This window comes from Kocuria sp. CNJ-770 (assembly GCF_001942375.1).
Lineage (GTDB): Bacteria > Actinomycetota > Actinomycetes > Actinomycetales > Micrococcaceae > Kocuria > Kocuria oceani.
The window spans coordinates 1-24302 of the sequence record NZ_MKJW01000094.1 but is presented as its reverse complement, the minus strand read 5'-3'; the positions used below and the strand labels follow the sequence as shown (position 1 = coordinate 24302).

Sequence of the window (24302 nt, the reverse complement as noted above, 5' to 3'; positions counted from 1 at the left end):
TACCGGATCAGTATATGCGGCGGTCACGACGGGGCCGGCCAGATCCACGGCCCCGCCTGTGCGAGAATGTTCCGGTGAGTCGTTCGTGGATCGTCATGCCCGTGTACAACGAGGCGGCCGTGGTGGGAGAGGTGCTGAGGGAGCTCCGCAGGACCTTCCCGCACGTCGTCTGCGTCGACGACGGATCTTCCGACGACTCCGCCCGCATCTGCGCCGAGGCCGGCGCCGTGGTCGTCCAGCACCCCATCAACCTGGGACAGGGCGCGGCCCTGCAGACCGGCTTCGAGTACGCCCTGCAGGACCCGGGGATGGACTGCGTGGTGACCTTCGACTCCGACGGCCAGCACCGTGTGGTCGACGCGTGGGACATGGTCGAGCGCATCCGCTCCGGAGAGGCGGAGGTCGTGCTCGGCTCCCGGTTCCTGGACCGGCGCACCCAGGTCTCCGCGCTCAAGCGCGTGGTGCTGCGCACCGCGGCGTTCTTCTCCAAGCTCTCCACGGGCATGGACCTCTCCGACGCGCACAACGGGCTGCGCGCCATCGACCGAGGCACGCTCTCGCGGATCCGGCTGACCCAGAACCGGATGGCCCACGCCTCCGAGATCGTCAACCAGCTCGCGGACATCCAGCCTCGCTGGGTCGAGCACCCGGTGCAGATCATCTACACGGACTACTCGAAGTCCAAGGGGCAGTCGTTGCTCAACGGCGTGAACATCCTCGCCGAGCTGTTCGTGAAGTAGCCCCCCGCACCGACCCGCCCGCACACCGCACCACCGAAGGGAAGAGCCGCCCCCCATGATCTACGCCGTGCAGATCCTGCTGGTCCTCGCCGTGGGCTACGGCGCGCTCGCGCTGATCCGCGGCGGCGCCAACGCCAAGCACCAGGCGATCCGCCGGGTCGTCGGCCTGGCCTTCTTCGTCTTCGCGGCCCTGTCCATCTTCTTCCCCGACCTGCTCACGGGCGTGGCCCAGTTCTTCGGCATCGGCCGCGGCACCGACCTGGTGCTCTACGGCTTCGTGGTGATCTTCATGATCACCCAGGCCACCTCCGCCCTGCGCAACCGGCAGCAGGAGGTCAACGTGACACGGCTGGCCCGGCACATCGCCGTGACCGAGGCGGAGCAGCCGTGGGCCCCTGCCCCGGCCCACGCCGGACGGGCCTCGGTGCAGACCTTCGCGGAGTCCTCCCCGGGGGAGCGCCCCGCCGGCTGACCCGCGCGGGTCAGGCCTCCCGCACCACCCGGGAGAGCAGGTCCGGCCGGTCGGTCATGACGCCGTCCACCCCCCCACGCCAGCAGCCGGCGCATGTCCTCCTCCCGGTCGATCGTCCACACGTCCACGCGGAGGCCGGCCTGCTGGGCGGCCCGCAGCAGCCGGGGCGTGAGGACCCGCAGCCCCAGGAGGGTGTCCGGCGGCTGCAGGCCCTGGAAGGGAAGGGCGTGGCGGTCCTGCCGCCCCAGCAGGCACAGGAGCCGGAAGGCCGCGAACTCGGTGACGGCGGCCGCCGTGGGGACCGCGCCGCCCGAGGCCCGGCGGAAGCGCCGGATCGAGGTGGTGCGGTTGGCCGCGACGAGCGTGCGGTCCTCGGCGCCCGCCGCACGGATGGTCCGCCAGACGACCTCCTCCGCACCGGGGCGGTTGCCCTTGAGCTCGATCGCCACCTGGTGGTCCGGGAAGGACGCGTACACCTCCGCCAGCGTGGGGACCCGCACCCCGCGGTCCCGCCACGGGAAGGTCTGCCCGTCGGGGGTGAACGCGTGCCCGGCGTCCAGGCGCTGCAGCTGCGCGGCGGGCAGCAGGGCGACGGCCCCGGTCCCGTCCGTCGTGCGGTCCACCGTCAGGTCGTGCATCAGCACGGCCGTGCCGTCGGCGCTGACCTGCACGTCGAGCTCCAGCACGACGTCGCCGAGGGCTGCGGCCGCCCGGAACGCCTCGAGGGTGTTCTCGGGCGCGACCTCGGCGCCGCCCCGGTGGGCGAAGGTCGTCGGCCAGTCCAGGGGCACGGGAGCCCTCGTGCCCGGTGTGGGGGAACCCACGTGCCGGACCAGGGCCGCGCCGGCGGCGCCGGTGAGCAGGTTGCCGGCGAAGGGGACGGCCGCGAGCAGCAGCGCCCGGGCCCGGGCGGCGACGCCGGGGCGGGTCCCGTGCTGCGCGGTGGTCACGTGGGTCACGGCGGTCCTTCCGGTCGACGGCGGCCATGGCCCGGGCCGCGCCGTGCTGGGGGCGCTGGGTGCGGACCTCGGACGGGGACGTCCGGTGCGGGGCACGTCCGCCCGCCCACCTTACGGCTCGCGCGGCGTGCGGCGCACGCCGGCGCGGGCGGTGGCGGCTCGCGGCCGCCCGACGGAGAGCCGCGCCGCCCAGGCCCGTTCCATGCACCTGCATGCTGCGACGCATTGTGCGTTCGCAGTCGGGAACAACGTCGCAGGTCAGCGCCGGCTGTCCACAGGGGACGGTCACGGGGTTGTGGCGGGTGCCGCCGTCTCGCCTATGTTCCTGTGCATGCGCTCCGGGGGGAGCGCTGCCGGTGCGCACCGCGCGCCGGGCACGCGCAGGGGGTCACATGGCGGCACTGCTCTCCGAGGACGCGCTCGGGCTCGTGGAGGCCGAGGTGCGCGAACTGATCCGGCGCCGGGGACTGGACCCGGTGCTGGAGCTGGAGCGGACGCGGGAGCTGGTGGACGCCGCGGTGCGTGACTACGACCAGCGCTCGGCGCGCGGGGTGCTGCCGGCCCTGACGGATCTGCAGGCCGCCCGCCGGGTGCTGCTGGACCTGGTGGCGGGGTTCGGGCCGCTGCAGCCGCTGCTGGACGACCCCCGGATCGAGGAGATCTGGATCAACGGCCCCGCGGAGGTCTACGCGGCCCGCGGCGGGGAGTCCGAGCTGACCAGCCTGGTGCTGACCGAGGCGCAGATCCGCAACCTGGTGGAGCGGATGCTGAAGTCCTCGGGCCGCCGGCTGGACCTCTCCTCCCCGTTCGTGGACGCGGCGCTGCCGGACGGGTCCCGGCTGCACGTGGTGATCCCGGACGTGACCCGCAGGCACTGGGCGGTGAACATCCGCAAGTTCGTGGCCCGGGCCCGCCGGCTCGACGACCTGGTGGAGCTGGGCTCGCTGCCGGCCCGCGCGGCGCGCTTCCTCGACGCGGCGGTGGCCGGCGGCCTGAACATCCTCGTCTCCGGTGCGACGCAGGCTGGGAAGACGACGCTCCTCAACTGCTTGTGCGCCTCGATCGGCCCGCGGGAACGGGTCGTGACCGTCGAGGAGATCTTCGAGCTGCAAGTGCCCCTGCGCGACGTCGTGGGCATGCAGTGCCGCCAGCCCAACCTCGAGGGCGCCGGTGAGATCCCCCTGCGGCGGCTGGTCAAGGAGGCGCTGCGGATGCGCCCGGACCGCCTCGTGGTGGGCGAGGTGCGGGAGGCGGAGAGCCTGGACATGCTCATCGCGCTCAACAGCGGGCTGCCCGGGATGTGCAGCCTGCACGCCAACTCGGCCCGGGACGCCGTGACGAAGATCTGCACCCTGCCGCTGCTCGCGGGGGAGAACATCAGCACGGGTTTCGTGGTGCCGACCGTGGCCTCGTGCTTCGACCTCGTGGTGCACTGCCACCGGGACGCCGACGGCCGCCGCCGCGTCACCGAGATCCTCGGCATCGGCAACCGGGTGGAGAACGGCGTGATCGAGACGTACCCGGTCTTCGCCGAGGGGGTCGACGGCCTGCGGGCGGTCGCCGCGGAGGCCCCGGCGGCATGGAAGTTCGAGCGGGCCGGGCACCGGGTGCGCGACCTGCTCGCCGAGGACGGACCCCGTGGGGGCGCCCCGTGAGCGCCGCGCTCGGCGTGCTGATGGGCGCGGGCGTGTTCCTGCTCTGGTGGTCCTGCTGGGCGGAGGAGGCGCCACGGGCGCCGCGGCGCCGACGGCCCGGGCGGCTGCGCGAGCTGCTCGTGCGCGCGGACCTGCCCCAAGTCAGCCCCGCGGGGCTGCTGGCGGCCTGCGCCGGGGCCGGGGCGCTGAGCGGCCTGCTCGTCGCCGCCGTCACCGGGGCGGCCGTCCTCGGGCTGTGCGCGGGCCTGCTCGGCGCCTGGCTCCCGGCAGCGGTCGTCCGGCACCGGGCCCGCAGCCGGGCCGCGGTGCTGCGGGAGGTGTGGCCCGACGTCGTCGACCACCTGCGCTCCGCGATCCGGGCGGGCATGTCCCTGCCGGAGGCGCTGATCCAGCTCCAGTACCGCGGCCCCGAGCCGGTGCGCCCGGCCTTCGCCCGCTTCGCCGCCGACTACCGGGCGTCGGGCCAGCTGCAGGGCTCGCTCACGCTCCTCAAGGACCGGCTGGCCGACCCGGTCGCGGACAACATCGTCGAGGCGCTGCGCGTGACCCGGGAGGTGGGCGGCACCGACCTCGGCAGGCTGCTCAGCACCCTCTCGGAGTTCCTGCGCGAGAACGCCCGCACCCGCGGCGAGCTGGAGGCCCGCCAGTCCTGGACCGTCAACGCCGCGCGCCTGGCCGTGGCGGCCCCGTGGATCGTGCTGCTGCTGATGGCCACCCAGCCCGCGGCCGTCCGCGCCTACGACACCCCGGCCGGTGCGCTCGTGCTGCTGGGCGGGCTGGTCGTGTCCGTGCTCGCCTACCGCCTGATGCTGCGGATCGGCGCGCTGCCCGAACCCGAGCGGGTGCTGCGATGAGCGCCTCCCCGGCCCTGCTGGTCCTCCTCGGCCTGCTGCTCGCCGCGGGCCTGTGGCTCGTGCTCACCGGGAGCCGGGCGACCGGCGGGCCGTCCTTCGCCGTGCGGATCTCCCCCCAGCTGCGCTCGGTCGAGGTCGAGTCCGCGCTGCTGGCCGGACCGGGGCTGCGCCGAGCCGGGACGCACGACCCCGCGAGCACGGTGCTGGGCTCCGTCGCCCGGGACCTGGCCCGGCGGCTGGTGCGGCACGCCGGCTCCTCGGCGCGGTTGGAGCGGCGGCTCGCGCGCGCCGGGTCCGCGGGCACGGCGGCCGACTTCCGCGCCGAGCAGCTGCTGTTCGCGACGGGGGGCCTGCTCCTGGGCGTCCTGCTGGGCCTGGCCGCCACCGCCCGCTGGGGCACGGGCGTCGGGGGCGTGGTGCTGGCCGCGGCGGCCACGGCGGCGGCCGGCCACCTGCTGCGCGACCACTTGCTGAGCCGGCGGATCCGGGCCCGGGAGGCGAGGATGCTCGCCGAGTTCCCCGCCGTGGCCGAGCTCATGGCCCTGTCCGTGGGGGCGGGCGAGAGCGCGGTGGGCTCGCTCGAGCGGGTGTGCCGGGTCGCGGAGGGCGAGCTCACGGCGGAGTTCCGCCAGGTGCTGGCCCAGACCCGGTCGGGGGCGGGCCTGGTGCACGCCCTGCAGGACTTCGCCGCGCGCACCCCGATCGCCCCGATCGGGCGGTTCGTCGACGGCATCGTCGTCGCGATCGAGCGCGGCACGCCCCTGGCCGACGTCCTGCGCGCCCAGGCCCAGGACGTGCGCGACCACGACAAGCGCGAGCTGATGGAGGCCGCCGGCCGCAAGGAGATCGCCATGATGGTCCCCCTGGTGTTCTTCGTGCTGCCGCTGACCGTCGTGTTCGCGGTGTACCCCGGGCTGGCCGTGCTGGAGCTCGGCTTCTGAGACCCCCACCGCGCCCGGCTCCGGGCGCCACCACCACGAGAGGACACTCCATGAAACACCTGCTCCGGCCGGCCGCGCTGCTCGGCCTGCTCGCCCTGCTCCGCACCGGCCTTCTCGACCGGCTCGCCACCGGGGACCCCGACCGCGGCGACGTGCCCGGCTGGGTCATGCTGACGCTGATGTCGGCGGTGCTCGTGGCCGGGCTGCTCCTCGTGGCGCAGCCGGCCCTGGAAGGGCTCTTCCAGGACGCCATGGCCCGGGTCAGCCAGAACTGAGCATGCGGCTCGCACGCCTGCTCCGGCCGCTGCGGGACCGGTTCCGGGGAGCCGGCGGAGCCGCGGCCGCGGATCGGGGCCACGCCGTGGTGGAGTACGTCATGGTGGCCGGTCTCGCGGCGATGATCTTCGCCGGCACCCTGCAGCTGGCGCTGGCCCTGCACGTGCGCAACACCCTCGTCGACGCCGCGGCGGCCGGGGCCCGGTACGGGACCCTGGCGGACCGGTCGCCCGAGGACGGGGTGGAGCGCACCCGCCGGATCGTCGCCGACGCCTCGGGCCCCGCTACGCCCAGGACGTCGCCGCCTCCCCCGTGACGGTGGGGGAGGTGCGGACGCTGGAGGTCCGCGTCGTCACCCCGCTGCCGGTGGTGGCGCTGTTCGGCCCGCCCGCCTCCCTGGAGGTGCGCGGCCATGCCGTGCTCGGCGGCTGAGCCGGGCCCCGCCGGCGGGCCGGGCCCGGCCGAGGACGAGGGCAGCGCGGTGGTCGAGTTCGTGGCGCTGGGGACGCTGCTGCTGGTCCCGGTCGTGTACTTCGTGCTCACGGTGGCCCAGGTCCAGGCCGGGGCGTTCGCGGTCGTGGCCGCCGCCCATCAGGGCTCCCAGGTGCTGGCCGGGGCGGAGCCGGGAGAGCTCGCCGCCGCCGACCTGTCCGCGGCGGCGCAGCTGGCGGCCGCGGACCAGGGCTTCGGACCCGAGCAGCTCGCCGTGCGGCTCGAGTGCTCCGACGGGAGCTGCACGGGCCCCGGCGCGGTCGCCACGGTGCACACCACCCTGGAGGTCCCGCTGCCCCTGGTGCCGGGCTTCACCGACCTGGAGGTCGCCGTGCTCACCTCCTCGGCCACGGTCGTGCCCGGGAGGTACGGGTGAGCGTGCCGGACGGGACCCCGGTCCGGGACCCGGAGGACGGCCCGGAGGACGGCCCGGACCGCGGGCAGGTCACCATCCTGGTGATCGGCTTCGCGGTGGTCTCCCTGCTGCTGACGGTGGTGGTCATGGGTGTCACGTCCGTCTACCTGGGGGAGCGGAAGCTGCAGGTGTTGGCCGACAACGCCGCGCTCGCCGCAGCGGACACGTTCGTGGCGCTGCGCCCCGGCGGGCCCGGCGCCCCGCCCAGTACCGTCCTGGACGACGACGCCGTGGCCGGGGCCGCCGCGAGCTACCTCGACACCGTGAGCGCCTGGACGGCCACCCCGGGCCTGGCCCTGGCCGCACCGACGGGCAGCCCGGACGGGCGCACCGCCGAGGTGACCCTGAGCGCCGTCGTGCACCCGCCGGTGGTCAACCTGCTGGTGCCCCAGGGCATCGCGATCACCGCCACCAGCGAGGCCCGTGCCCAGCTCGGGCGGTGAGCCGCGTCGCCTCCCGCAACGTGGTGGACGCGGCGGGCCACGGTTCTCAGCGGGCGAGAACGCCCCTGGCGCCGGGCGCCGCGCAGTTCCTACGCTGGCGGGCACCGGGGAGGACTCCCCGGACGGCACGCGCACCGTCCTGCCGGCACCGTCGTCGAAGGAGAAGGCCATGGACGCTCCCGTCCGCTCCGTCATCAGCCCCGGGCGCTACGTCCAGGGACCGGGCGCCATCGCACGCCTGGGAGAGTATCTCTCCGCCATCGGGCAGACCCCCCTCGTCGTGGCCGACGACGTCGTCTGGGGGTTCGTGGGCCACGACGTGGAGGCGTCCCTCACGCGGGCCGGGATGACGGCCACGCGCGAGACGTTCCACGGCATCCCCTCGGCCGGGGAGATCGACCGGCTCACCGCGGTCATCCGGAACACGGGCGCCGACGTGGCCGTGGCCGTGGGCGGCGGCAGCACGATCGACGCGGTCAAGGCCTCCGGGTACCTCGCCGGGATCCGGTGGGTCAGCGTGCCCACCGTCGCCTCCACCGACGCTCCCACCTCGGCGCTGGCGGTCGTCTACACCGACGAGGGCGTGTTCGAGGAGTACCGCTTCTTCCCCCGCAACCCCGACCTCGTCCTCGTCGACTCCCAGCTGGTGGCCAACGCGCCCGCGACCTTCCTGGCCGCCGGGGTCGGCGACGCCCTGGCCACCTGGCTGGAGGCCCGGGCCACCGCGGCCTCGGGGTCGCTGACCATGGCCGGGGGCACGGCCACCCTCACGGGCACCGCCCTGGCCCGGCTGAGCTGGGACGTGCTGTGGGAGAACGCCCTCGTGGCGATGGACGCCGCCCGGGACCACGTGGTGACCCCGGCGCTGGAGAAGGTCATCGAGGCCAACACCCTGCTCTCCGGACTCGGCTTCGAGTCGGGGGGCCTCGCGGCGGCCCACGCCGTCCACAACGGGCTGACCGCGGCACCGCAGACCCACGGCCTGGCCCACGGGCAGAAGGTCAACATCGGCTCGATCACCCAGCTGGTGCTGGAGGGGGCGCCGAGCGCGGAGATCGAGGACTTCATCGAGTTCACCACCCGGGTGGGGCTGCCCACCACGCTCACGGAGATCGGGCTGCGCCCGGAGGACACCGAGGAGATCCGGGCCGTGGCCCGGGCGGCGACCGTGGAGGGCGAGACCATCCACAGCATGCCCTTCGCCGTGCGGGCGGAGGACGTCGCCGCGGCGCTGACCTCGATCGAGCGACTGGGCCGGCGGGTGCGCGAGCGCGCCGGCCTGCCCGAGCCGCAGCCCTACCGCCACGCCCACTAGCCACCGGCCCGGGCGCCCGGTCCGGCACCGGCCCCGGCGGACTCAGAAACCGCCGGGCAGGACCGCCCGGCGGTCGAACTCCTCGGTGACGGACACGGCGCCGGCCTCGTCGAGCAGGGTGACGGCGCCGGGACCCCCGTGCTCGCCCGCGGGGATCGCGGCGCCGACGTCGGCCACGACGTTCTCCAGGCTCGCCCCGGCGGCCACCCGCACGCCGTCCAGCAGCACCGAGTGGCGGACCGTGGCGCCCTCCTCGACCACCACGCCGGGACCCAGCACGGAGTGCTCCACGGTGCCGCGCACCGTCGAGCCCGCCGCCACCATGGACCGGCGCACGTCGGCGCTGGCCTCGATCCGGGCGGGCACCAGCTGTGGCTGGGCCGAGAGGATCGGCCAGTCCGGGTCGTCGAGGGTCACCCCCTCGCCGTCGAGCACCTGCAGGTGCGCCGTCCAGTAGGACTGAATGGTGCCCAGGTCCATCCAGTACCCCTCCAGGCGGTGCTCCACCACGGTGCGGTGGGCCACGAACCACGGCACGAGGTCGTTGCCGTAGTCCTCGAGCTGGCCCTCCTGCTCGTGCAGCTCCTCCAGGGCCGCCAGCAGCTGCTGCGCGTCGTAGAGGAACATCTCACCGGCCACCAGCTGCCCCTCCGGCCGTTCGGGCTTGTAGTCGAAGCCGGTCACGCACCCGTCGTCGTCGACCTGCACCACCCCGTAGCGGAGGTGTCCTCGTCCACGACCGTGGTGACCATGGTCAGGTCCGCGCTCCGCTGCAGGTGGGTGTCCACGACGTCGAGGAAGTTGATCGTGTACAGGTGGTCTGCGCTGAGCACCAGGACGAGGTCCGGGGCGAAGTCCCGGATGAGGTCCTTCTGCCGGTAGATGGAGTCCGCGTTGCCCTCGGCGAAGCCTCGTCCTCGGTGCCCTCGTACGGGGGCAGGACCTGCAGACCGCCGTGCGTGCGGTCGAGGTCCCAGGGGCGGCCGTTGGCCAGGTGCCGGTTGAGGCTGTGGGGCAGGTACTGCTGCACCACCCACACGTCGGAGATGTGGGAGTGCGCCAGATTGGACAGCGCGACGTCGACCAGCCGGTAGGTGCCGGCCACGGGCAGCGCCGGCTTGACCTTCTTCTCGGTCAGCGCGGCGAGGCGGGAGCCCTTCCCGCCGGCGAGCACGAGGGCCAGGGTCCGGGGAATGCGCATGGTGCGTCCTCTCTCTCGGCTTCATCCTGCCAGAGGGGCGGCCTCCTGGCCCGGGGCAATTTGCCCCCATGCGATAATCTTGGCTTCCATGGCCTCCCTTGACTTCCCGGCAGAGATCTCCGCCCTCCGTTCCACGTTCGCCTCCATCGAGGCCGTGAGCGATGTCGACGCGATCCGGCGGGACATCGCCGAGCTCTCGCAGCAGGCGACCGCCCCGGACCTGTGGGACGATCCCGCCGTGGCGCAGAAGATCACCTCCAAGCTCTCCCACAAGCAGTCCGATCTCGAGCGGCTCGAGAAGCTGGGCGGCCGGATCGACGACATCGAGGTCATGGTGCAGCTGGCCGCCGAGGAGGACGACCCGGAGACCTTGGAGCTGGCCGTGGAGGAGCTCGCGTCGGTCAAGCAGGCGCTCTCCCAGCTCGAGGTGCAGACCCTGCTGTCCGGGGAGTACGACGAGCGCGAGGCCGTGGTGACCATCCGCTCCGGCGCCGGCGGGGTGGACGCGGCCGACTTCGCCGAGATGCTGATGCGGATGTACCTGCGCTGGGCCGAGCGCCACGGCTACCCGACCACGGTCCTGGACACTCCTACGCGGAGGAGGCGGGCCTGAAGTCCGCCACGTTCGAGGTGAAGGCGCCCTACGCGTTCGGCACCCTCTCCGTGGAGGCCGGCACGCACCGGCTCGTGCGGATCTCCCCGTTCGACAACCAGGGCCGGCGCCAGACCTCCTTCGCGGCCGTGGAGGTCATCCCGCTCATCGAGCAGGACGACTCGATCGAGATCCCCGAGGCCGAGATCAAGGTCGACGTGTTCCGCTCCTCGGGCCCGGGCGGCCAGTCCGTGAACACCACCGACTCCGCGGTGCGGATGACCCACCTCCCCACGGGCATCGTGGTGTCCATGCAGAACGAGAAGTCGCAGATCCAGAACCGCGCCGCCGCGCTGCGCGTGCTCCAGTCCCGTCTGCTGCTGCAGCGCCAGGAGGAGGAGAGCGCCAAGAAGAAGGAGCTCGCCGGTGACGTCAAGGCGTCCTGGGGGGACCAGATGCGGTCCTACGTGCTCAACCCGTACCAGATGGTCAAGGACCTGCGGACGAACCACGAGGAGGGCAACCCCTCCGCGATCTTCGACGGCGCGATCGACGGCTTCGTCGACGCCGGCATCCGCTGGCGGGCCGACCAGCGGCACGCGCCCGCGGACGCCTGAGCCCGCCGGGTCCACGCCGGGCGGATCTGCGCCCGCCGAGGCCACGCTCCGAGGGGGCCGGCTGAGCCCGTGCTCCCGCAGGACGGAGGAGCACGGCCGGTCGACGGGCCGGCCGTGCTCCTCCCGTCAGCGGCGCAGGAAGCGGGCCACCGCCCGGCCGGGCAGGACCCGCCCGGCGGCGACGGCCGGCGGGTCCTCCGGCGCCTCCGGCGCCGGGTAGAGCTCCTCCGCCTCCCGCAGCTTCGTGCGGTGCAGCCGGTCGGCGGTCTCCGGGAACGACGACGAGCGCGCGGGCGGCCGCGCCGTGCGGTCGCCGGCCGGGGTGACGGACCAGCCGGTGCCGGCGTCGAGCAGGGACTGGTGCTTGACCCGGTAGTAGTCCGCACTCACCTCCAGCGCCGTGCCCGCGGCCCCGCACGCGGCGGCCAGCAGGTGGAAGTGGAACCGCGAGGTCAGCCACGTCTGGCCGGCGCGGGCGGGGAAGCCCTCCTGCCACACCCGGGTGAAGGGCACGAAGTGCTCCTCGGGGATCAGGTCCGCCAGGCGTTCGAAGGCCGCGCGGTCCGCGCCGGGGATCGCCTCGAGGTAGCGCACGGTCCGGCCCGCCAGCTCGGGGCCCGTGAGGGCGGAGCGGACGGCGGCCACCGCGTCGTCCAGGACGCCGGGATCGGCCATGTCGCTCTGCAGGCACACCCACACGTCGCCCTCCGCAGCGGGCGCCTCGGACGGTCCGGCCCGGAACCCGGCCACGTCGGGCAGCCCGAGGAAGGCGTCGTCGGGCGCCTGCCGGGCCCGGGACAGCTGCGCGCTGGGGGCGTCCCGGACGGTGACGTGGTCGAAGGCGGCGAGCGCCTCGCGCAGGGCCTCCGTGTCCGCGGCGGTGTCCGCGGCCGGGGTCAGGCCCAGGCCGGTGGCCGCCAGCCGCGCGCCGGAGAGCTCGCTCAGCCGCCGCGCCGCGCGCAGCAGGCGGGCGTGGTGCGGCCAGATGGCGTTGAGGTAGCCGCCCCCGATCAGGTGCACCGATCCCGCCCGCCGGGCGCGAGCAGGCCGAGGTCGTAGCGCGGGGAGCCCAGGGAGGTCACCACCCGGTCCACGTGGGCGTCCGCGGCGGCCGGGTCCATCCCGGTCGTCTCGAAGACGAGCCGCCAGAGGGTGTCCGTGGTCCGCAGCCGCGGGTGCAGGCCGCCGAAGAGGTGGGACGCCAGCCCGGGGTGGGGGCAGTCGAGCCAGACCTCGGCGTCGGGCCGGGTGCGGGCGAGGAAGCGCAGCCACGAGGCGGCGATGAACTCGTCGCCGAAGTTCGGGTGACCGCTCGTGCCGACGAGGTAGAGGATGTCCGCGGCCGGGGACGGCGCGGAGGGGGCGATGTCCAGCATTGGCCCAGCGTACCGGGTGCCCGGGGCGCGACCTGGGACGACGCCGGGTCCCGGCGCCGAACGGCGGGGGCCCGGCGCGGACGGCGCCGGGGGAGGGCCGGTGGCGTAGGATGGAGGACCGGCCGCGCGCCCCGGTGCGCGGCCGCGTTCCGTCCGCACCGTTCCCGAGGGAGGAGGCCCATGGCCACGAAGGACACCGGCCGCCAGGTCGTCGCGAACAACAAGAAGGCCCGGCACGACTACCACGTCCTCGACACCTACGAGGCCGGTCTCGCCCTCATGGGCACGGAGGTGAAGTCGCTGCGGATGGGCCGCGCGTCGCTCGTGGACGGGTTCTGCCAGTTCACCGACGGCGAGCTGTGGCTCGAGGGCGTGCACATCCCCGAGTACCTCCAGGGGTCCTGGACGAACCACTCCGCCCGGCGGCGCCGGAAGCTGCTGCTGCACCGCAGCGAGATGGACAAGATCGAGCAGAAGGTCCGGGAGACGGGCTTCACGATCGTGCCGCTGTCCCTCTACTTCGTGGACGGCAAACGGGTCAAGGTGGAGATCGCCGTGGCCAAGGGCAAGAGGGAGTACGACAAGCGCCAGGCCCTGCGGGAGAAGCAGGACAACCGGGAGGCCCAGCGGGCCATGCGGTACAAGAACCTGGGCTGAGCTCCGGCACCCAGTCCTTGCACGCCCACATACCGCGCGGTAGACTGGGACATCCCGCTGCGGCGGGGTGCTTGGAAACAGAATACGGGGATGATCGGTTTCGACGATGTGAGTTGAGACAGGGGAAGCGGGTCGAGGACGCAGAGTTATCTCGTAAACGCTCTCTGTAAAACAATAGTTGCCAATTCCAACAGCAACGCCACCGCAAAGTCTGACCTCGCGCTCGCCGCGTAACCAGACTTAGGTGACTGTCAGCCCGGGTTCGCCTTCGACCCGGGGCCTGGCATCAGCTAGAAGGCCACTGCTCCAGCCGTTCGTCGCGGGCGTCTGGAGAACACTTGCGCGACTGAGTCCGTCGGCCACGGGTCTGCACGAGGGCCGGGACTGAGAAAACGCCACGCAGACTGCACCCGGAGAAGCCCTGACAAAGCTGCATCGGACGGGGGTTCAATTCCCCCCATCTCCACGATTCCCCGACCGGGGAGCGCCGCGAGGCGCTCCCCGGTTTTTTCGTGCCCGGAGCTCCTGCGCCGGCGGGCCGGGGGAGGGTCCCGGGGCCGGGCGCCCGGCTCGTGGCCGGCCCGGGAGATGGGCGGCGACCGGGGGCGGTGTGACAAGCTGGAGGTGTACCGCCGACGACCGAAAGGGCAACGCCATGAGCCAGAACGACAACACGCCAGACCAGGGCGGCACGGGTGCCGGCGGGTCGTCGAGCTACGGCGGCCAGGGCGGGCCCGAGTACGGCCAGCGCATCGAGGGCGCCCCCTCCGGGCCGTCCTACGAGGCGCCGCGCTACGGTCAGGGCGGGGACCAGTACTCGTCCCCGCAGTACGGCCAGGGCCAGTACGGCCAGGGCCAGCAGGGCCAGTACGGCGGGGACAGTACGGCCAGGGCCAGTACGGCCAGGGCCAGCAGGGCCAGTACGGACAGGGTCCGTACGGCGCCGGTCAGTACGGTCAGGACCAGTACTCCCAGGGGCAGTACGGCGGCCAGGGCTATCCCGCCCAGTACCAGCAGGGCCAGGGCTACCCGGGGCAGCAGGGCCAGTACGACATGGGCCAGTACGGCGGGGGTGCGAAGCCGCAGGGCACGGGCCTGGGCATCGCCGCCCTCATCCTGGGCATCGTGTCCCTGCTGACCTGTTGGTTCGTGCTGGGCCTCGTGCCCGGGCTCGTGGGCCTGGTGCTCGGCATCGTGGCCGTGCGCAAGCTCGGCCGCACGCCGGGGGCGTCCAAGGCGGTGCCGATCATCGGCATCGTGCTCAGCGTCCTGGGCATCCTGGCGAGCATCTTCTTCCTGGTGATCTTCGGGGCGCTGTTCGGGGAGATCGGCCCGGCGATGGAGGCCTGCAACCAGTACTCGTCGGACCCGACCGCCTTCCAGCAGTGCATCGAGCGCGAGATGGGACTCACCACCCAGAACCTCTGAGCGCCGCCGAGGACGCGTGGGGCCCGCACCGACCGGTGCGGGCCCCATGCGTTCCCGTGCCGGAGCGCCCGGCACCGCACCGCGGGCGGACACCGGGCTCCGCCGGGCACGGCGGAGCGGACCCGGGGACGGGGGTCAGGAGGCGGGCGTGAGCAGCTCCAGCACCTCGTCGTGCAGCAGGCCGTTGCTGGCCAGCGCGCTGCCGCCGAAGGGGCCGGGCTCGCCCTCGAGGGAGGTGAAGCGGCCGCCGGCCTCCTCGACCACGGGCACGAGCGCGGCCATGTCGTGCAGGTTCAGCTCGGGCTCGCACGCGATGTCCACCGCGCCCTCGGCGAGCAGGCAGTAGGACCAGAAGTCGCCGTAGGCCCGCGTCCGCCACACCTCGTCGGTGAGCTCGAGGAAGCGGTCCCGCACCCCGCGGTCCCGCCACCCGGTCAGGGAGGAGTAGGACAGGGAGGCGTCGGAGAGCCGCCCGACCTGCGAGACCCGGATGCGCTGGGCGTTGGCCAGGGACTTGCCGGTGAACGCCCCGGTCCCGGACGCGGCCCACCAGCGGCGCCCGAGCGCGGGCGCGGAGACCACCCCGACCACGGGCCGGCCCTCGTCGACGAGGGCGATCAGCGTGGCCCAGACCGGCACGCCGCGCACGAAGTTCTTGGTGCCGTCGATCGGGTCCACGACCCACTGGCGGGCCCCGTTGCCGGTGGTGCCGAACTCCTCGCCGATGACGGCGTCCCGGTTGCGCGTGCGCCCCAGCTGGGCGCGGATCAGCTGCTCGGCCTCGCGGTCGGCGTCCGTGACCGGGGTCAGGTCGGGCTTGGTCTCCACCGTCAGGTCCTGGGCCTTGAACCGGCGCATGGTCAGACGGTCCACGGCGTCGGCCAGGATGTGGGCGAGGCGGAGGTCGTCGGTGTAGTTGCTGGGGCTGCGCATTGCTCCAACCTACCCCGAACCGGTACCGTGCCCGGCCGGCCCGGCCGCCGGCTCACTGGATGCCGAGCTCCTTGTCCTCCCGGGACTCGCCCGGGCGCTCCCCGGCGCCGAGCAGCCGGCGCAGCGAGGCCAGCCGGGACCCGCCCGCGTCCCCGGCCCGGCCCTGTGCCACCCAGTCGTCCAGCGCGCAGCCCGGCGAGGCCTCGGTGTGGCGGCAGCCCTTGGGGCACTCGGCGATCGCCTCGGCGAGCTCGTCGAAGGACTCCACGATGCGGTCGGGGTCCACGTGGGCGAGGCCGAAGGAGCGGATGCCGGGGGTGTCGATGATCCAGGACCCGGGGGAGGCGTCCTCGATCCTCAGGGCCAGGGCCGACGACGACGTGTGCCGGCCCCGCCCGGTCACCGCGTTCACCCCGCCGGTCGCCCGGTCCGCGCCCGTGAGGGCGTTCACGAGGGTGGACTTGCCGACCCCCGAGTGCCCGAGGAGCACCGAGACGTGGCCGTCGAGCCGCGCGCGCAGGGCCTCCACGAGGGCGCGGTCGAGGGGCAGCGTGGCCCCGCCGTCGTCGGCCGCGGCGTCCCGCGCGGGACCGGAGACGAGCACGGGCAGCTCCAGGGCGGTGTAGTGGGAGATCAGCTCGGCGGGGTCGCGCAGGTCCGTCTTGGTGATGCACAGGATCGGCTCGATCCCGGCGTCGTAGGCGGCCACCAGGGAGCGGTCGATGAAGCCGGTGCGCGGCTCGGGGTTGGCGGCGGCGACCACGATCACGAGCTGGTCGGCGTTGGCGACCACCACGCGCTCGACCGGGTCGGTGTCGTCGGCGCTGCGCCGCAGCACCGTGGCGCGCTCCTCGATCCGCACGAGGCGGGCCAGGCTGTCCGGGGCGCCGCTGACGTCCCCGACGAGGCCGACGAGGTCCCCGGCGACCACGGGCCGGCGGTGCAGCTCCTTGGCGCGCACCGCCACGACCAGCCGTTCACGGTCGGTGTCCTCGTCGAGGACCGCGGTGTAGCGGCCGCGGTCCACCGTGACGATGCGGCCGGTCACGGCGTCCCGGTGCGCCGGGCGGTCCTTGGTGCGGGGCCGGGAGCCGGACTTGTTCGGGCGGACGCGGACGTCCGACTCGTCCCAGTCGCGCCGGGCGGAGTCCCTACGCGCCACGGCCGGTCCCCAGGAGCCCGGACCACAGCCGCGGGAACTCGGGCAGGGTCTTGGCGGTGGTCCCGATGTTCTCCACGCGCACCCCGGGCACCACCAGGCCGATCACGGCCCCGGCGGTGGCCATCCGGTGGTCCTCGTAGCTGCGGAACGTGCCGCCGTGCAGCGGGGCCGGCCGGATCAGCAGGCCGTCCTCGGTCTCCTCGGCGTCGCCGCCGAGCCGGTTGATCTCGGCCACGAGCGCCGCGAGCCGGTCCGTCTCGTGGCCGCGCAGGTGGGCGATGCCGCGCAGCCGGGACGGGGTGGTGGCCACGGCGCACACGGCGGCGACGGTGGGGGCCAGCTCCCCGGCCTCGCCCAGGTCCAGGTCCACGCCGGTGACCACCGGGGGGCCGGTGACCGAGAAGGTCCCGTCCGCGAGCTCCACCTCGGCGCCGAAGGCGGGCAGGATGTGCTTCCAGTGGTCCCCGCCCTGGGTGGTGTGCCCGGGCCAGCGCGGCACGGAGACCCGTCCGCCGGTGACCACGGCCGCGGCGAGGAAGGGGCCGGCGTTGGAGAGGTCCTGCTCGATGGTGACGTCGAAGGCCCGGACCGGGCCGGGGGCCACCCGCCACTGCTCCGGCACGGAGTCGTCCACCGTGACCCCGAGCCCGCGCAGCACCGCCACGGTCATCTCGACGTGCGGCATGGAGGGCACGCCGCGCCCGTCCGCGCCCCGGTGGCGCAGCAGCAGCCCGTCGTCGAAGCGCGCCCCGGCGAGCAGGAGGGCGGAGACGAACTGGCTCGAGCCGGTCGCGTCGATCTCGAGCTCCCCGCCGGGCACCCCGCCCGTCCCGTGCACGGTGAAGGGCAGTCGGCCGCGGCCGCCGTCCTCGACCCGCAGACCGAGCGCCCGCAGGGCGTCGACCACCGGGCCCATCGGGCGCACCCGGGCGCCCGGATCGCCGTCGAAGGTCACCGGGCGGCGGCCCAGGGCCGCCACGGGCGGGACGAAGCGCATCACGGTCCCGGCGAGCCCGCAGTCGACGGCGACGGGGTCGGCGGCCTCCCAGGAGGCGGGCTGCACGAGGAGGTCGGGGCCGAAGTCACCGTCCCCGGGCACCTCCTCGACGCCGGCCCCGAGGGCGCGCAGGGCCTGCACCATGAGCCGGGAGTCGCGGGAGTGCAGCGGGGAGCGCAGGCGGCACGGGCCGTCCGCGAGGGCGGCGAGAAGCAGGTACCGATTGGTGAGGGACTTGGAGCCCGGCACCGTCAGCTCGGCGACGACCGGGCGGTCGCCCACGAACGGAGCCGGCCACAGCTCGTGCTGCTGGGCCGGCTCCGGCACGTCGGGCGGGATTGCGGGCACGGGGGCCTCGGACGGGATCACGACGGCGGGACCCCGGCTCAGCTGTGCTTGACGGCGTGCTGGAGCGTCTTCTCGGCCTTGGCGACCTGCTTCTGGGTGTCCTTGCCCAGCTTGGAGGCGTTCTTCTTGACGTCGCCGGCGAGGTGCTCGGCGCGCCACAGCAGGGAGGGGTTGCCCTCGGTGTCCACGGCGGCGAGCATGACGGCGCCGACGAGGGAGGCGTTCTTGAAGGCGGTCGCCCGGCGGGCGGCCTTCTGCTCCGGGGTGTCCGCCTCGGCGGCGCGGTAGTCGGCGTAGGCGTTGAGCGCGGTGGTGGTCACCAGCACCCCGGCGGACAGGCGCGGCAGCCGGCCCAGGCCGAACAGCACGGCGGCGCCGACCTGTGCGGCGGCGAGCCCCTGGGCGACCACGGCCGGGTTCTGCAGCACGGGCCCGGCCTGCGGGAAGGCCTTGGCCGCCGCGGAGGCGGCGGGGGCGAGGTGCTCGGCGGCGCGGGACGAGTTGCGGAAGCTCTCGACACCGTTGGCGACGTAACCGGTGGCCAGCAGCGGGCGGGCGATGCGACGGACGATGCTCATGGGTTCCTCCTGGGCGGCAGGCGTGACCGCGGGGCGTGGTCGGACGGGTACTGGTGCGGCGGACGGCGCCGCCTCACCCATCCTAGCCACGGGGGCCGGGGCAGGGGCGAGCCGCGACCCGCCGCGACGGGGAATACGCGCGCCCGTGACCTCCGTTGTGCAGGAGGACGGCGAGCGGGCCGTCCCGCCGCAGCAGGACCGCCGGAGCTTCGGCGGCACGCGCGACGTCCAGCGAGCGCACCGGCACGGCCGGGGAGAGGAGCAGCCATCAGCACCGCCGCCAGCACCCTCGCCCCGGCCCCGGCCGGCCGGCGGATCCCCGTAGACTGGTCCGTGATGAACGAGCAGAACCAGCAGGGGGCCGTCCCCCAGCGCACCGAGCCGCCCGTCGACGTCGACACCGAGACCCCGGAGGCCCGGAAGGCGCGCTTCGAGCAGGACGCCATGGAGTACGTGGACCAGCTCTACGCCGCTGCCCTGCGGATGGCCCGCAACCCCGCCGACGCCGAGGACCTGGTGCAGGAGGCCTATACCAAGGCGTTCTCGGCGTTCCACCAGTACCGGCCCGGCACGAACCTCAAGGCCTGGCTGTACCGGATCCTCACGAACACGTACATCAACCTCTACCGCAAGCGCCAGCGCGAGCCGCAGCAGGCGAACACCGACACCGTGGAGGACTGGCAGCTGCACCGCGCCGAGTCCCACACGTCCTCGGGACTGCGCTCGGCGGAGGTGGAGGCCCTCGACCACCTGCCGGACAGCGACGTCAAGCGGGCCCTCCAGGAGCTGCCCGAGGAGTTCCGCCTGGCCGTGTACTTCTCCGACGTGGAGGGCTTCGCCTATAAGGAGATCTCCGAGATCATGGACACGCCGATCGGAACGGTGATGTCCCGGCTGCACCGCGGGCGGAAGCTGCTGCGCGAGAAGCTCGCCGACTACGCGGCCGAGCGCGGCTTCGACACGTCCAAGGTGACCGGCGACAAGAAGAAGGAAAAGGACAAGTAGACATGGCCGACTGCGAGAGCCTCGGACACTGCACGGACGAGCGGATCCGCCGGATCTACGAGTACCTCGACGGGGTGCTCCCGGCGCAGGACCTCGACGAGATCCACGGCCACCTCCTCGAGTGCCGGGAGTGCGCGCGCGAGTACGACCTGGAGTGCGTGATCCGCTCCGTGGTCCGCCGGTCCTGCGCGGAGACCGCTCCCGCCGACCTGCGGGTCTCGATCCTCGCCCGCCTGCACGCCCAGCGACAGGAGCCCCCCGCGGCCTGAGCGCCGCCGCCCCGGGACCCGGGCACACGGAAGGGCCCCGGACCGCTGAGCGGTCCGGGGCCCTTCCGTCACGGCGTTGCCGGGTCCGGGGACCTCAGGCGTTGGGGCGCTTGCCGTGGTTGGCGCCGCCCTTCCGGCGGTCCTTGCGCTTGCGTCCGCGCTTGCTCATACGAGCCTCCTGTCTGTCCGCGGCCGTCCGCGGCGGATCGTGGGTGTCGGCGTCCGTTCCCGCGTGCTCAGGTGAGTTTCAGCGGCGGCCGGACGAGGCACTGCCCGCCATTGTCTCACATGCGCGGGAGGCCGGGGTCACTGGGGCTGGGGCAGGTCCAGCCAGTTGTACCAGCCGCGGTGCAGCACGAGCCAGGCCATCAGCCCGTAGCCGGCCTGTCCCGGGTGGCCGTGGTTCGCGGCCAGGTCCTTGCGCCACTGCTCGTGGTGCTGCAGAGGGTTGAAGGTGTCGACGTAGACGTGGTTGCGGCGGGTCGTGACGTCGGCGTAGGCGGCCGAGAGGTCCGCGATGCGCCGGTTGCGCTCGCCGTCCAGCGTGGGCGGGGGCCCGACGACGAGCACCCGCACGTTGTGCTGGGACGCCGTGTCGATGATGTTGGCCATGTTCAGCCGGGAGCGGGCGCTCGTGATGGACAGGTCGATGTCCAGCGTGGAGGGCGCGATGACGAGGCGGTTGTCGTGGCCGGGGGAGAAGCGGCGGGCCGCCTCCTCGAACCAGCGCTCGTTGAGGGACTCGCTGCCCTCGCCGGGGGCGGCGAGGTTGTAGGCCGCCACGGGGGCCACGTGGTGCGGGGTGCGGGCCATGACGCGCCCGAACCAGCCGAGGCCTCGCGGGTCGCCCTCGCCGGCCAGCAGCTCGTCACCGACTGCGACAATTCTGATCCTTCGTTGCTCCACGTCGTTCTTTCTGGTCGGGGGTGCGGTGGTCATGGGCAGCGCCGGCCCGTGGGGCACGGGCCGGCGCCGGACTCGCTGGGAACGTGCGGGACGGCGGGGGCCGCGGCCCCCGCCGTCCCGGGCGGGCTCAGTCCCGCTCGAAGGCCGTCTGGACGAGGGTCTCCAGCTCGGCGGCGTGGCGCTTGGCCGAGCCGTTGGCCGGGGAGGCCGAGGCGGGCCGGGAGGCCAGGCGCACCCTGCGGTCCAGCTCCGGCACCAGGTTGACCGCCATGAACGGCCAGGCGCCCTGGTTGGCGGGCTCGTCCTGGGCCCAGGTGAGACGGGCCTCCGGGTACTTGGCCAGCTCCTCCCGGATCTCCGCGAGCGGCAGCGGGTAGAGCTGCTCCACGCGCACGATCGCGGTGCTGCGGTCCTGGCGCTGCTCGCGCGCGGCGGCCAGGTCGTAGTACAGCCGGCCCGAGACCAGCACCACGTCGGTGACCTCGGAGGCGTTGAGCCCGCCCTGGTCGCCGATCACCGGGCGGAACGCGCCGGAGGTGAACTCCTCGATCGGGGAGGCCGCCGCCTTGAGCCGCAGCAGCTGCTTGGGCGTGGCCACGACCAGCGGCTTGCGCGGGCGGCTGTAGGCCTGCCGGCGCAGCAGGTGGAAGTGGCTGGCCGGGGTGGACGGGTTGGCCACGATCATGTTCTGCTCGGCGCACAGCTGCAGGAACCGCTCGATCCGGGCCGAGGAGTGGTCCGGGCCCTGCCCCTCGAAGCCGTGGGGGAGCAGCATGACCAGCGAGGTGCGCTGGCCCCACTTCTGCTCGGCCGAGGAGATGAACTCGTCGACCACGGTCTGCGCGCCGTTGACGAAGTCCCCGAACTGGGCCTCCCACACGGTCAGGGCGTCGGGCCGCTCCACGGAGTAGCCGTACTCGAAGCCCAGCACGCCGTACTCGGACAGCAGGGAGTTGTAGATCGCCAGCTTGGCCTGGTCCCCGGAGAGGTGGTTGAGCGGGGTCCACTCCGCCCCGGTGTCGGCGTCGAAGAACACCGCGTGCCGCTGGGTGAAGGTGCCGCGCCGCACGTCCTGGCCGGACATGCGCACCGGGATGCCCTCCATCATCAGGGAGCCGAAGGCCATGAGCTCGCCCATGCCCCAGTCCACGCCGCCCTCGCGGGTCATCGCCTCCCGGCGCTCGAGCAGCTTGCGCAGCTTCTTGTGCACGGTGAAGTCCTCGGGGACCTCCACGTGCACCGCTCCCAGGCGCTGGGCGGCCTCCGCGGAGATCGCCGTGGTCCGCGGCACCGAGATCCCGGAGTCCGCCTGCTGGGCGGAGGGCCGCTCGATGTTCGAGATCGCCGCGGAGTCGCCGGTGACCAGCGGGATGGACGAGGTCTGCGCCTCGTGGGTCTCCGCGAACACCCGCTCCAGGCGCTCCTGGTAGTCCTTCAGCGCCCGGTCGGCCTCCTCCTGGGTGATGTCGCCGCGGCCCACCAGGTTCTCGGTGTAGATCTTGCGGGTCGAGCGCTTCTCCTCGATGAGGTTGTACATCAGCGGCTGGGTCATCGAGGGGTCGTCGCCCTCGTTGTGGCCGCGGCGGCGGTAGCACATGAGGTCGATCACGACGTCCTTGTGGAACGCCTGGCGCCAGCGAACGCCATCTGCCCCACGTGCGTGACGGCCTCCGGGTCGTCCGCGTTGACGTGGAAGATCGGCGCCTGCAGGCCCTTGGCGATGTCGGTCGCGTAGGTCGTGGAGCGCGCCGCCGCGGGGGAGGTCGTGAAGCCCACCTGGTTGTTCACGATGACGTGGACGGTGCCGCCCACCGTGTACCCGGGCAGCTGCGCCATCTGCAGGACCTCGGCCACGACGCCCTGGCCGGCGAACGCGGCGTCGCCGTGCACCTGGATGGGCAGCACGGGGTAGGTGCCGTCGCCCTCCGGGCCGGCGCCGAGGACGTCGGTCTTGGCGCGGGCGATGCCCTCGATGACCGGGTCCGCCGCCTCGAGGTGGGACGGGTTGGCGGCGAGGTAGACCTGGGTCTCGTTGCCGTTGTCGGAGGTGAAGGTGCCCTCCGTGCCGAGGTGGTACTTCACGTCGCCGGAGCCCTCGGTGGTGCGCGGGTCCTGGCTGCCCTCGAACTCGCGGAACACCTGGCGTAGGACTTGCCGGCGATGTTGGTGAGCACGTTGAGCCGGCCGCGGTGGGCCATGGCGATGCCCACCCCGGCGAGCCCGGCGTCGGCGGCGTCGGCGATGATCTCGTCGAGCAGCGGGATCAGGGACTCACCGCCCTCCAGGGAGAAGCGCTTCTGGCCCACGTACTTGGTCTGCAGGAACGTCTCGAAGGCCTCGGCGGCGTTGAGCCGGCCCAGGATGCGGAACTGCTCCTCGCGGCTGGGCTTCTGGTAGCCGTGCTCGAGCTGGTCCTGGAACCACTCGCGCTCCTCGGGCTCCTGAAGGTGCATGTACTCCACGCCGAGGGTGCGGCAGTAGGCGTCCCGCAGCCGGCCCAGGATGGTGCGCAGGCTCAGCACGTCCGCGCCGCCGAAGCCGCCGGTGGGCCACTCGCGCTCCAGGTCCCAGAGGGACAGCCCGTAGGTGCGGATGTCGAGGTCGGGGTGCTTGCGCATCACGTACTCGAGCGGATTGGTGTCCGCCATGAGGTGCCCGCGCACGCGGTAGGCGTGGATGAGCTGCTGGATCCGGGCGACCTTGTTGACCTGGATCTCGGGGTTGACCTGGTTGTCCACGGCCCAGCGCACGGGCTCGTAGGGGATCCGCAGGGCCTCGAAGATCTCGTCGTAGAAGTCGTCCCCGCCCAGCAGGTAGGACTCGATCAGGCGCAGGAACTCGCCGGAGCCCGCGCCCTGGATCACGCGGTGGTCGTAGGTCGAGGTCAGCGTGATGATCTTGGAGACGGCGTGCCGGGCGATGGTCTTCGGGGAGGAGCCCCGGTACTCCGCCGGGTGGTCCAGGGCGCCCACGCCGACGATGCAGGCCTGTCCCTTGGACAGCCGCGGCACGGAGTGCACGGTGCCGATGCCGCCGGGGTTGGTCAGGGACACCGTGGTGCCCTGGTAGTCCTCCATGGTCAGCTCGTTCGTGCGCGCCCGGCGCACGATGTCCTCGTAGGAGTTCCAGAACTGCAGGAAGGACATCGCCTCCGCGCCCTTGATGTTGGGCACCACGAGGTTGCGGGAGCCGTCCTTGTTCGGGATGTCGATGGCGATCCCGAAGTTGACGTGGGCGGGGTGCACGGCCACCGGCTTGCCGTCCTGCTCGTCGTACACGACGTTCTGCGACGGGTAGTTGGCCAGCGCCTTGATCACGGCGTAGCCGATCAGGTGCGTGAAGGAGACCTTGCCGCCGCGGTTGCGGGCGAGGTGGCTGTTGATCACGATCCGGTTGTCGATGAGCAGCTTCGCGGGGACCGCGCGCACGGTCGTGGCGGTCGGCACCGTGAGCGAGGCGTCCATGTTGGCGGCCACCGCCTTGGCGGGACCGCGGAGCTTGACGACCTTGTCCTCCGCGGGGGCGTCCGTGCTGGGGGCGCTGGCGCGGGCCCGGGCGGGCTGGGCCGGGATGGGCCGGCGCGACTCGGTCTCGCCCTGGCCGCTCTCGGGGCGGCCTCGGCCTTCGCGCCGGACTTCGTGGCGGGCGGGGCCGCGGCCGGCGCCGACGTC

General features: G+C 73.6%; 24 protein-coding genes, 1 other RNA gene and 3 pseudogenes. 16 read left to right on the top strand and 12 right to left on the bottom strand.

What is annotated here, in order from left to right:
- The first annotated feature begins 74 nt into the window (after positions 1 to 74).
- Together BJF77_RS09770 and BJF77_RS09765 are read left to right on the top strand one after the other, a co-directional pair.
- Complete coding sequence (locus BJF77_RS09770) at positions 75 to 740, top strand: glycosyltransferase family 2 protein (RefSeq protein ID WP_238985988.1); 666 nt, start codon at positions 75 to 77, stop codon at positions 738 to 740.
- 55 nt (positions 741 to 795) lie between these two features.
- A complete protein-coding gene (locus tag BJF77_RS09765) occupies positions 796 to 1212 on the top strand; it encodes a DUF2304 domain-containing protein (protein ID WP_047802468.1) in 417 nt (138 codons plus the stop codon).
- A 131-nt stretch (positions 1213 to 1343) separates the two neighbouring features.
- Here BJF77_RS09765 and BJF77_RS21645 read toward each other — a convergent pair.
- A pseudogene (locus BJF77_RS21645) lies at positions 1344 to 2003 on the bottom strand (glycerophosphodiester phosphodiesterase family protein); the annotation flags it as partial.
- A gap of 560 nt (positions 2004 to 2563) precedes the next feature.
- On the opposite strand from BJF77_RS21645, the gene BJF77_RS09755 reads away from it, so the two are divergent.
- The 8 genes from BJF77_RS09755 to BJF77_RS09720 all read left to right on the top strand — a co-directional run bounded on the left by BJF77_RS09755 (position 2564) and on the right by BJF77_RS09720 (position 8562).
- Entirely contained in the window at positions 2564 to 3826 is a 1263-nt protein-coding gene (locus BJF77_RS09755; protein WP_075872033.1) for a CpaF family protein, read from the top strand.
- Positions 3823 to 4680, top strand: coding sequence for a type II secretion system F family protein (locus BJF77_RS09750; protein ID WP_047802481.1), 858 nt, complete (start codon positions 3823 to 3825; stop codon positions 4678 to 4680). Before BJF77_RS09755 ends, BJF77_RS09750 begins: the two co-directional genes overlap by 4 nt.
- Positions 4677 to 5621 carry a type II secretion system F family protein gene (locus BJF77_RS09745; RefSeq protein WP_075872032.1) on the top strand — a complete coding sequence of 315 codons (945 nt, stop codon included), beginning with the start codon at positions 4677 to 4679 and terminating at the stop codon, positions 5619 to 5621. Before BJF77_RS09750 ends, BJF77_RS09745 begins: the two co-directional genes overlap by 4 nt.
- Positions 5622 to 5671: 50 nt before the next feature.
- Positions 5672 to 5896, top strand: coding sequence for a hypothetical protein (locus tag BJF77_RS09740; RefSeq protein ID WP_075872031.1), 225 nt, complete (start codon positions 5672 to 5674; stop codon positions 5894 to 5896).
- A gap of 2 nt (positions 5897 to 5898) precedes the next feature.
- A complete protein-coding gene (locus BJF77_RS09735) occupies positions 5899 to 6213 on the top strand; it encodes a TadE family protein (protein WP_369821387.1) in 315 nt (104 codons plus the stop codon).
- A gap of 96 nt (positions 6214 to 6309) precedes the next feature.
- A complete protein-coding gene (locus BJF77_RS09730) occupies positions 6310 to 6765 on the top strand; it encodes a hypothetical protein (protein WP_255396209.1) in 456 nt (151 codons plus the stop codon).
- Positions 6762 to 7247: a pilus assembly protein TadG-related protein gene (locus BJF77_RS09725; protein ID WP_139318512.1), complete on the top strand. Its 486-nt coding sequence runs from the start codon at positions 6762 to 6764 to the stop codon at positions 7245 to 7247. The genes BJF77_RS09730 and BJF77_RS09725 overlap by 4 nt, the downstream gene beginning before the upstream one ends.
- Positions 7248 to 7416: 169 nt before the next feature.
- Entirely contained in the window at positions 7417 to 8562 is a 1146-nt protein-coding gene (locus BJF77_RS09720; protein ID WP_075872030.1) for a glycerol dehydrogenase, read from the top strand.
- Positions 8563 to 8604: 42 nt separating this feature from the next.
- On the opposite strand, the pseudogene BJF77_RS09715 reads toward BJF77_RS09720, so the two are convergent.
- Together BJF77_RS09715 and BJF77_RS22630 are read right to left on the bottom strand one after the other, a co-directional pair.
- Positions 8605 to 9425, bottom strand: a pseudogene (locus BJF77_RS09715) (sugar phosphate nucleotidyltransferase).
- The gene (locus BJF77_RS22630; RefSeq protein WP_369821386.1) at positions 9317 to 9763 is read right to left on the bottom strand and encodes a sugar phosphate nucleotidyltransferase; all 447 of its coding nucleotides are present in this window, start codon (positions 9761 to 9763) and stop codon (positions 9317 to 9319) included. Before BJF77_RS22630 ends, BJF77_RS09715 begins: the two are co-directional and overlap by 109 nt.
- A gap of 88 nt (positions 9764 to 9851) precedes the next feature.
- On the opposite strand from BJF77_RS22630, the gene prfB reads away from it, so the two are divergent.
- Positions 9852 to 10972, top strand: a protein-coding gene (prfB, locus tag BJF77_RS09710) for a peptide chain release factor 2 (RefSeq protein ID WP_139318511.1) whose coding sequence is annotated in 2 segments (ribosomal slippage) — positions 9852 to 10353 and positions 10353 to 10972 — 1122 coding nt in all. Because the reading frame shifts where the segments join, the coding sequence is not laid out codon by codon here.
- A gap of 126 nt (positions 10973 to 11098) precedes the next feature.
- Here the strand turns inward: prfB and BJF77_RS09705 are convergent.
- The gene (locus tag BJF77_RS09705) at positions 11099 to 11992 is read right to left on the bottom strand and encodes a polysaccharide pyruvyl transferase family protein (protein ID WP_075872029.1); all 894 of its coding nucleotides are present in this window, start codon (positions 11990 to 11992) and stop codon (positions 11099 to 11101) included.
- Positions 11983 to 12348, bottom strand: coding sequence for a hypothetical protein (locus BJF77_RS22330; RefSeq protein WP_075872028.1), 366 nt, complete (start codon positions 12346 to 12348; stop codon positions 11983 to 11985). The genes BJF77_RS09705 and BJF77_RS22330 overlap by 10 nt, the downstream gene beginning before the upstream one ends.
- Positions 12349 to 12528: 180 nt before the next feature.
- Here BJF77_RS22330 and smpB point away from each other — a divergent pair, with 180 nt between their 5' ends.
- The 3 genes from smpB to BJF77_RS09685 all read left to right on the top strand — a co-directional run bounded on the left by smpB (position 12529) and on the right by BJF77_RS09685 (position 14433).
- Entirely contained in the window at positions 12529 to 13005 is a 477-nt protein-coding gene (gene smpB / locus BJF77_RS09695) for an SsrA-binding protein SmpB (RefSeq protein WP_047802487.1), read from the top strand.
- An 86-nt stretch (positions 13006 to 13091) separates the two neighbouring features.
- Positions 13092 to 13474, top strand: a transfer-messenger RNA (tmRNA) gene (gene ssrA / locus BJF77_RS09690).
- Positions 13475 to 14058: 584 nt separating this feature from the next.
- Positions 14059 to 14433 carry a DUF4190 domain-containing protein gene (locus BJF77_RS09685; RefSeq protein WP_075872027.1) on the top strand — a complete coding sequence of 125 codons (375 nt, stop codon included), beginning with the start codon at positions 14059 to 14061 and terminating at the stop codon, positions 14431 to 14433.
- 135 nt (positions 14434 to 14568) lie between these two features.
- On the opposite strand, the gene hisN is transcribed toward BJF77_RS09685, so the two are convergent.
- From hisN to BJF77_RS09665, 4 genes are read right to left on the bottom strand one after another with little or no spacing between them, the layout of a single operon-like run.
- Positions 14569 to 15366 carry a histidinol-phosphatase gene (gene hisN / locus BJF77_RS09680; protein ID WP_075872026.1) on the bottom strand — a complete coding sequence of 266 codons (798 nt, stop codon included), beginning with the start codon at positions 15364 to 15366 and terminating at the stop codon, positions 14569 to 14571.
- Positions 15367 to 15418: 52 nt separating this feature from the next.
- Positions 15419 to 16528: a ribosome small subunit-dependent GTPase A gene (locus tag BJF77_RS09675; protein ID WP_047802489.1), complete on the bottom strand. Its 1110-nt coding sequence runs from the start codon at positions 16526 to 16528 to the stop codon at positions 15419 to 15421.
- On the bottom strand, positions 16518 to 17873 hold the full coding sequence (aroA, locus tag BJF77_RS09670; protein WP_075872042.1) for a 3-phosphoshikimate 1-carboxyvinyltransferase: 1356 nt from the start codon (positions 17871 to 17873) through the stop codon (positions 16518 to 16520). The genes BJF77_RS09675 and aroA overlap by 11 nt, the downstream gene beginning before the upstream one ends.
- A 38-nt stretch (positions 17874 to 17911) precedes the next feature.
- Positions 17912 to 18451, bottom strand: coding sequence for a DoxX family membrane protein (locus tag BJF77_RS09665; protein WP_047802490.1), 540 nt, complete (start codon positions 18449 to 18451; stop codon positions 17912 to 17914).
- Positions 18452 to 18787: 336 nt separating this feature from the next.
- Here BJF77_RS09665 and BJF77_RS09660 point away from each other — a divergent pair, with 336 nt between their 5' ends.
- On the top strand, positions 18788 to 19456 hold the full coding sequence (locus BJF77_RS09660) for a sigma-70 family RNA polymerase sigma factor (protein WP_047802491.1): 669 nt from the start codon (positions 18788 to 18790) through the stop codon (positions 19454 to 19456).
- A 2-nt stretch (positions 19457 to 19458) separates the two neighbouring features.
- Positions 19459 to 19725, top strand: coding sequence for a mycothiol system anti-sigma-R factor (gene rsrA / locus BJF77_RS09655; RefSeq protein ID WP_047802492.1), 267 nt, complete (start codon positions 19459 to 19461; stop codon positions 19723 to 19725).
- Positions 19726 to 19819: 94 nt separating this feature from the next.
- Here the strand turns inward: rsrA and BJF77_RS22625 are convergent, their stop codons facing one another.
- From BJF77_RS22625 to BJF77_RS09645, 3 genes and pseudogenes are all read right to left on the bottom strand, one after another.
- On the bottom strand, positions 19820 to 19894 hold the full coding sequence (locus tag BJF77_RS22625) for a 50S ribosomal protein bL37 (RefSeq protein WP_095343185.1): 75 nt from the start codon (positions 19892 to 19894) through the stop codon (positions 19820 to 19822).
- Positions 19895 to 20031: 137 nt separating this feature from the next.
- Positions 20032 to 20631, bottom strand: a complete 600-nt coding sequence (locus tag BJF77_RS09650; RefSeq protein ID WP_047802493.1) for a GDSL-type esterase/lipase family protein — start codon at positions 20629 to 20631, stop codon at positions 20032 to 20034.
- A 127-nt stretch (positions 20632 to 20758) separates the two neighbouring features.
- Positions 20759 to 24302, bottom strand: a pseudogene (locus BJF77_RS09645) (multifunctional oxoglutarate decarboxylase/oxoglutarate dehydrogenase thiamine pyrophosphate-binding subunit/dihydrolipoyllysine-residue succinyltransferase subunit); the annotation flags it as partial.

What these genes read in the sequence shown, in the direction of transcription:
- smpB (WP_047802487.1), top strand. Translation starts at nt 12,529, where the DNA reads ATGGCCACGAAGGACACCGGCCGCCAGGTCGTCGCGAACAACAAGAAG.
- BJF77_RS09660 (WP_047802491.1), top strand. Translation starts at nt 18,788, where the DNA reads ATGAACGAGCAGAACCAGCAGGGGGCCGTCCCCCAGCGCACCGAGCCG.
- BJF77_RS09720 (WP_075872030.1), top strand. Translation starts at nt 7,417, where the DNA reads ATGGACGCTCCCGTCCGCTCCGTCATCAGCCCCGGGCGCTACGTCCAG.
- BJF77_RS09730 (WP_255396209.1), top strand. Translation starts at nt 6,310, where the DNA reads ATGCCGTGCTCGGCGGCTGAGCCGGGCCCCGCCGGCGGGCCGGGCCCG.
- BJF77_RS09740 (WP_075872031.1), top strand. Translation starts at nt 5,672, where the DNA reads ATGAAACACCTGCTCCGGCCGGCCGCGCTGCTCGGCCTGCTCGCCCTG.
- BJF77_RS09755 (WP_075872033.1), top strand. Translation starts at nt 2,564, where the DNA reads ATGGCGGCACTGCTCTCCGAGGACGCGCTCGGGCTCGTGGAGGCCGAG.
- BJF77_RS09735 (WP_369821387.1), top strand. Translation starts at nt 5,899, where the DNA reads ATGCGGCTCGCACGCCTGCTCCGGCCGCTGCGGGACCGGTTCCGGGGA.
- BJF77_RS22630 (WP_369821386.1), bottom strand. Translation starts at nt 9,763, where the DNA reads ATGCGCATTCCCCGGACCCTGGCCCTCGTGCTCGCCGGCGGGAAGGGC.
- BJF77_RS09745 (WP_075872032.1), top strand. Translation starts at nt 4,677, where the DNA reads ATGAGCGCCTCCCCGGCCCTGCTGGTCCTCCTCGGCCTGCTGCTCGCC.
- hisN (WP_075872026.1), bottom strand. Translation starts at nt 15,366, where the DNA reads ATGCGCAGCCCCAGCAACTACACCGACGACCTCCGCCTCGCCCACATC.
- BJF77_RS09685 (WP_075872027.1), top strand. Translation starts at nt 14,059, where the DNA reads ATGGGCCAGTACGGCGGGGGTGCGAAGCCGCAGGGCACGGGCCTGGGC.
- BJF77_RS22330 (WP_075872028.1), bottom strand. Translation starts at nt 12,348, where the DNA reads ATGCTGGACATCGCCCCCTCCGCGCCGTCCCCGGCCGCGGACATCCTC.
- rsrA (WP_047802492.1), top strand. Translation starts at nt 19,459, where the DNA reads ATGGCCGACTGCGAGAGCCTCGGACACTGCACGGACGAGCGGATCCGC.
- BJF77_RS09665 (WP_047802490.1), bottom strand. Translation starts at nt 18,451, where the DNA reads ATGAGCATCGTCCGTCGCATCGCCCGCCCGCTGCTGGCCACCGGTTAC.
- BJF77_RS09765 (WP_047802468.1), top strand. Translation starts at nt 796, where the DNA reads ATGATCTACGCCGTGCAGATCCTGCTGGTCCTCGCCGTGGGCTACGGC.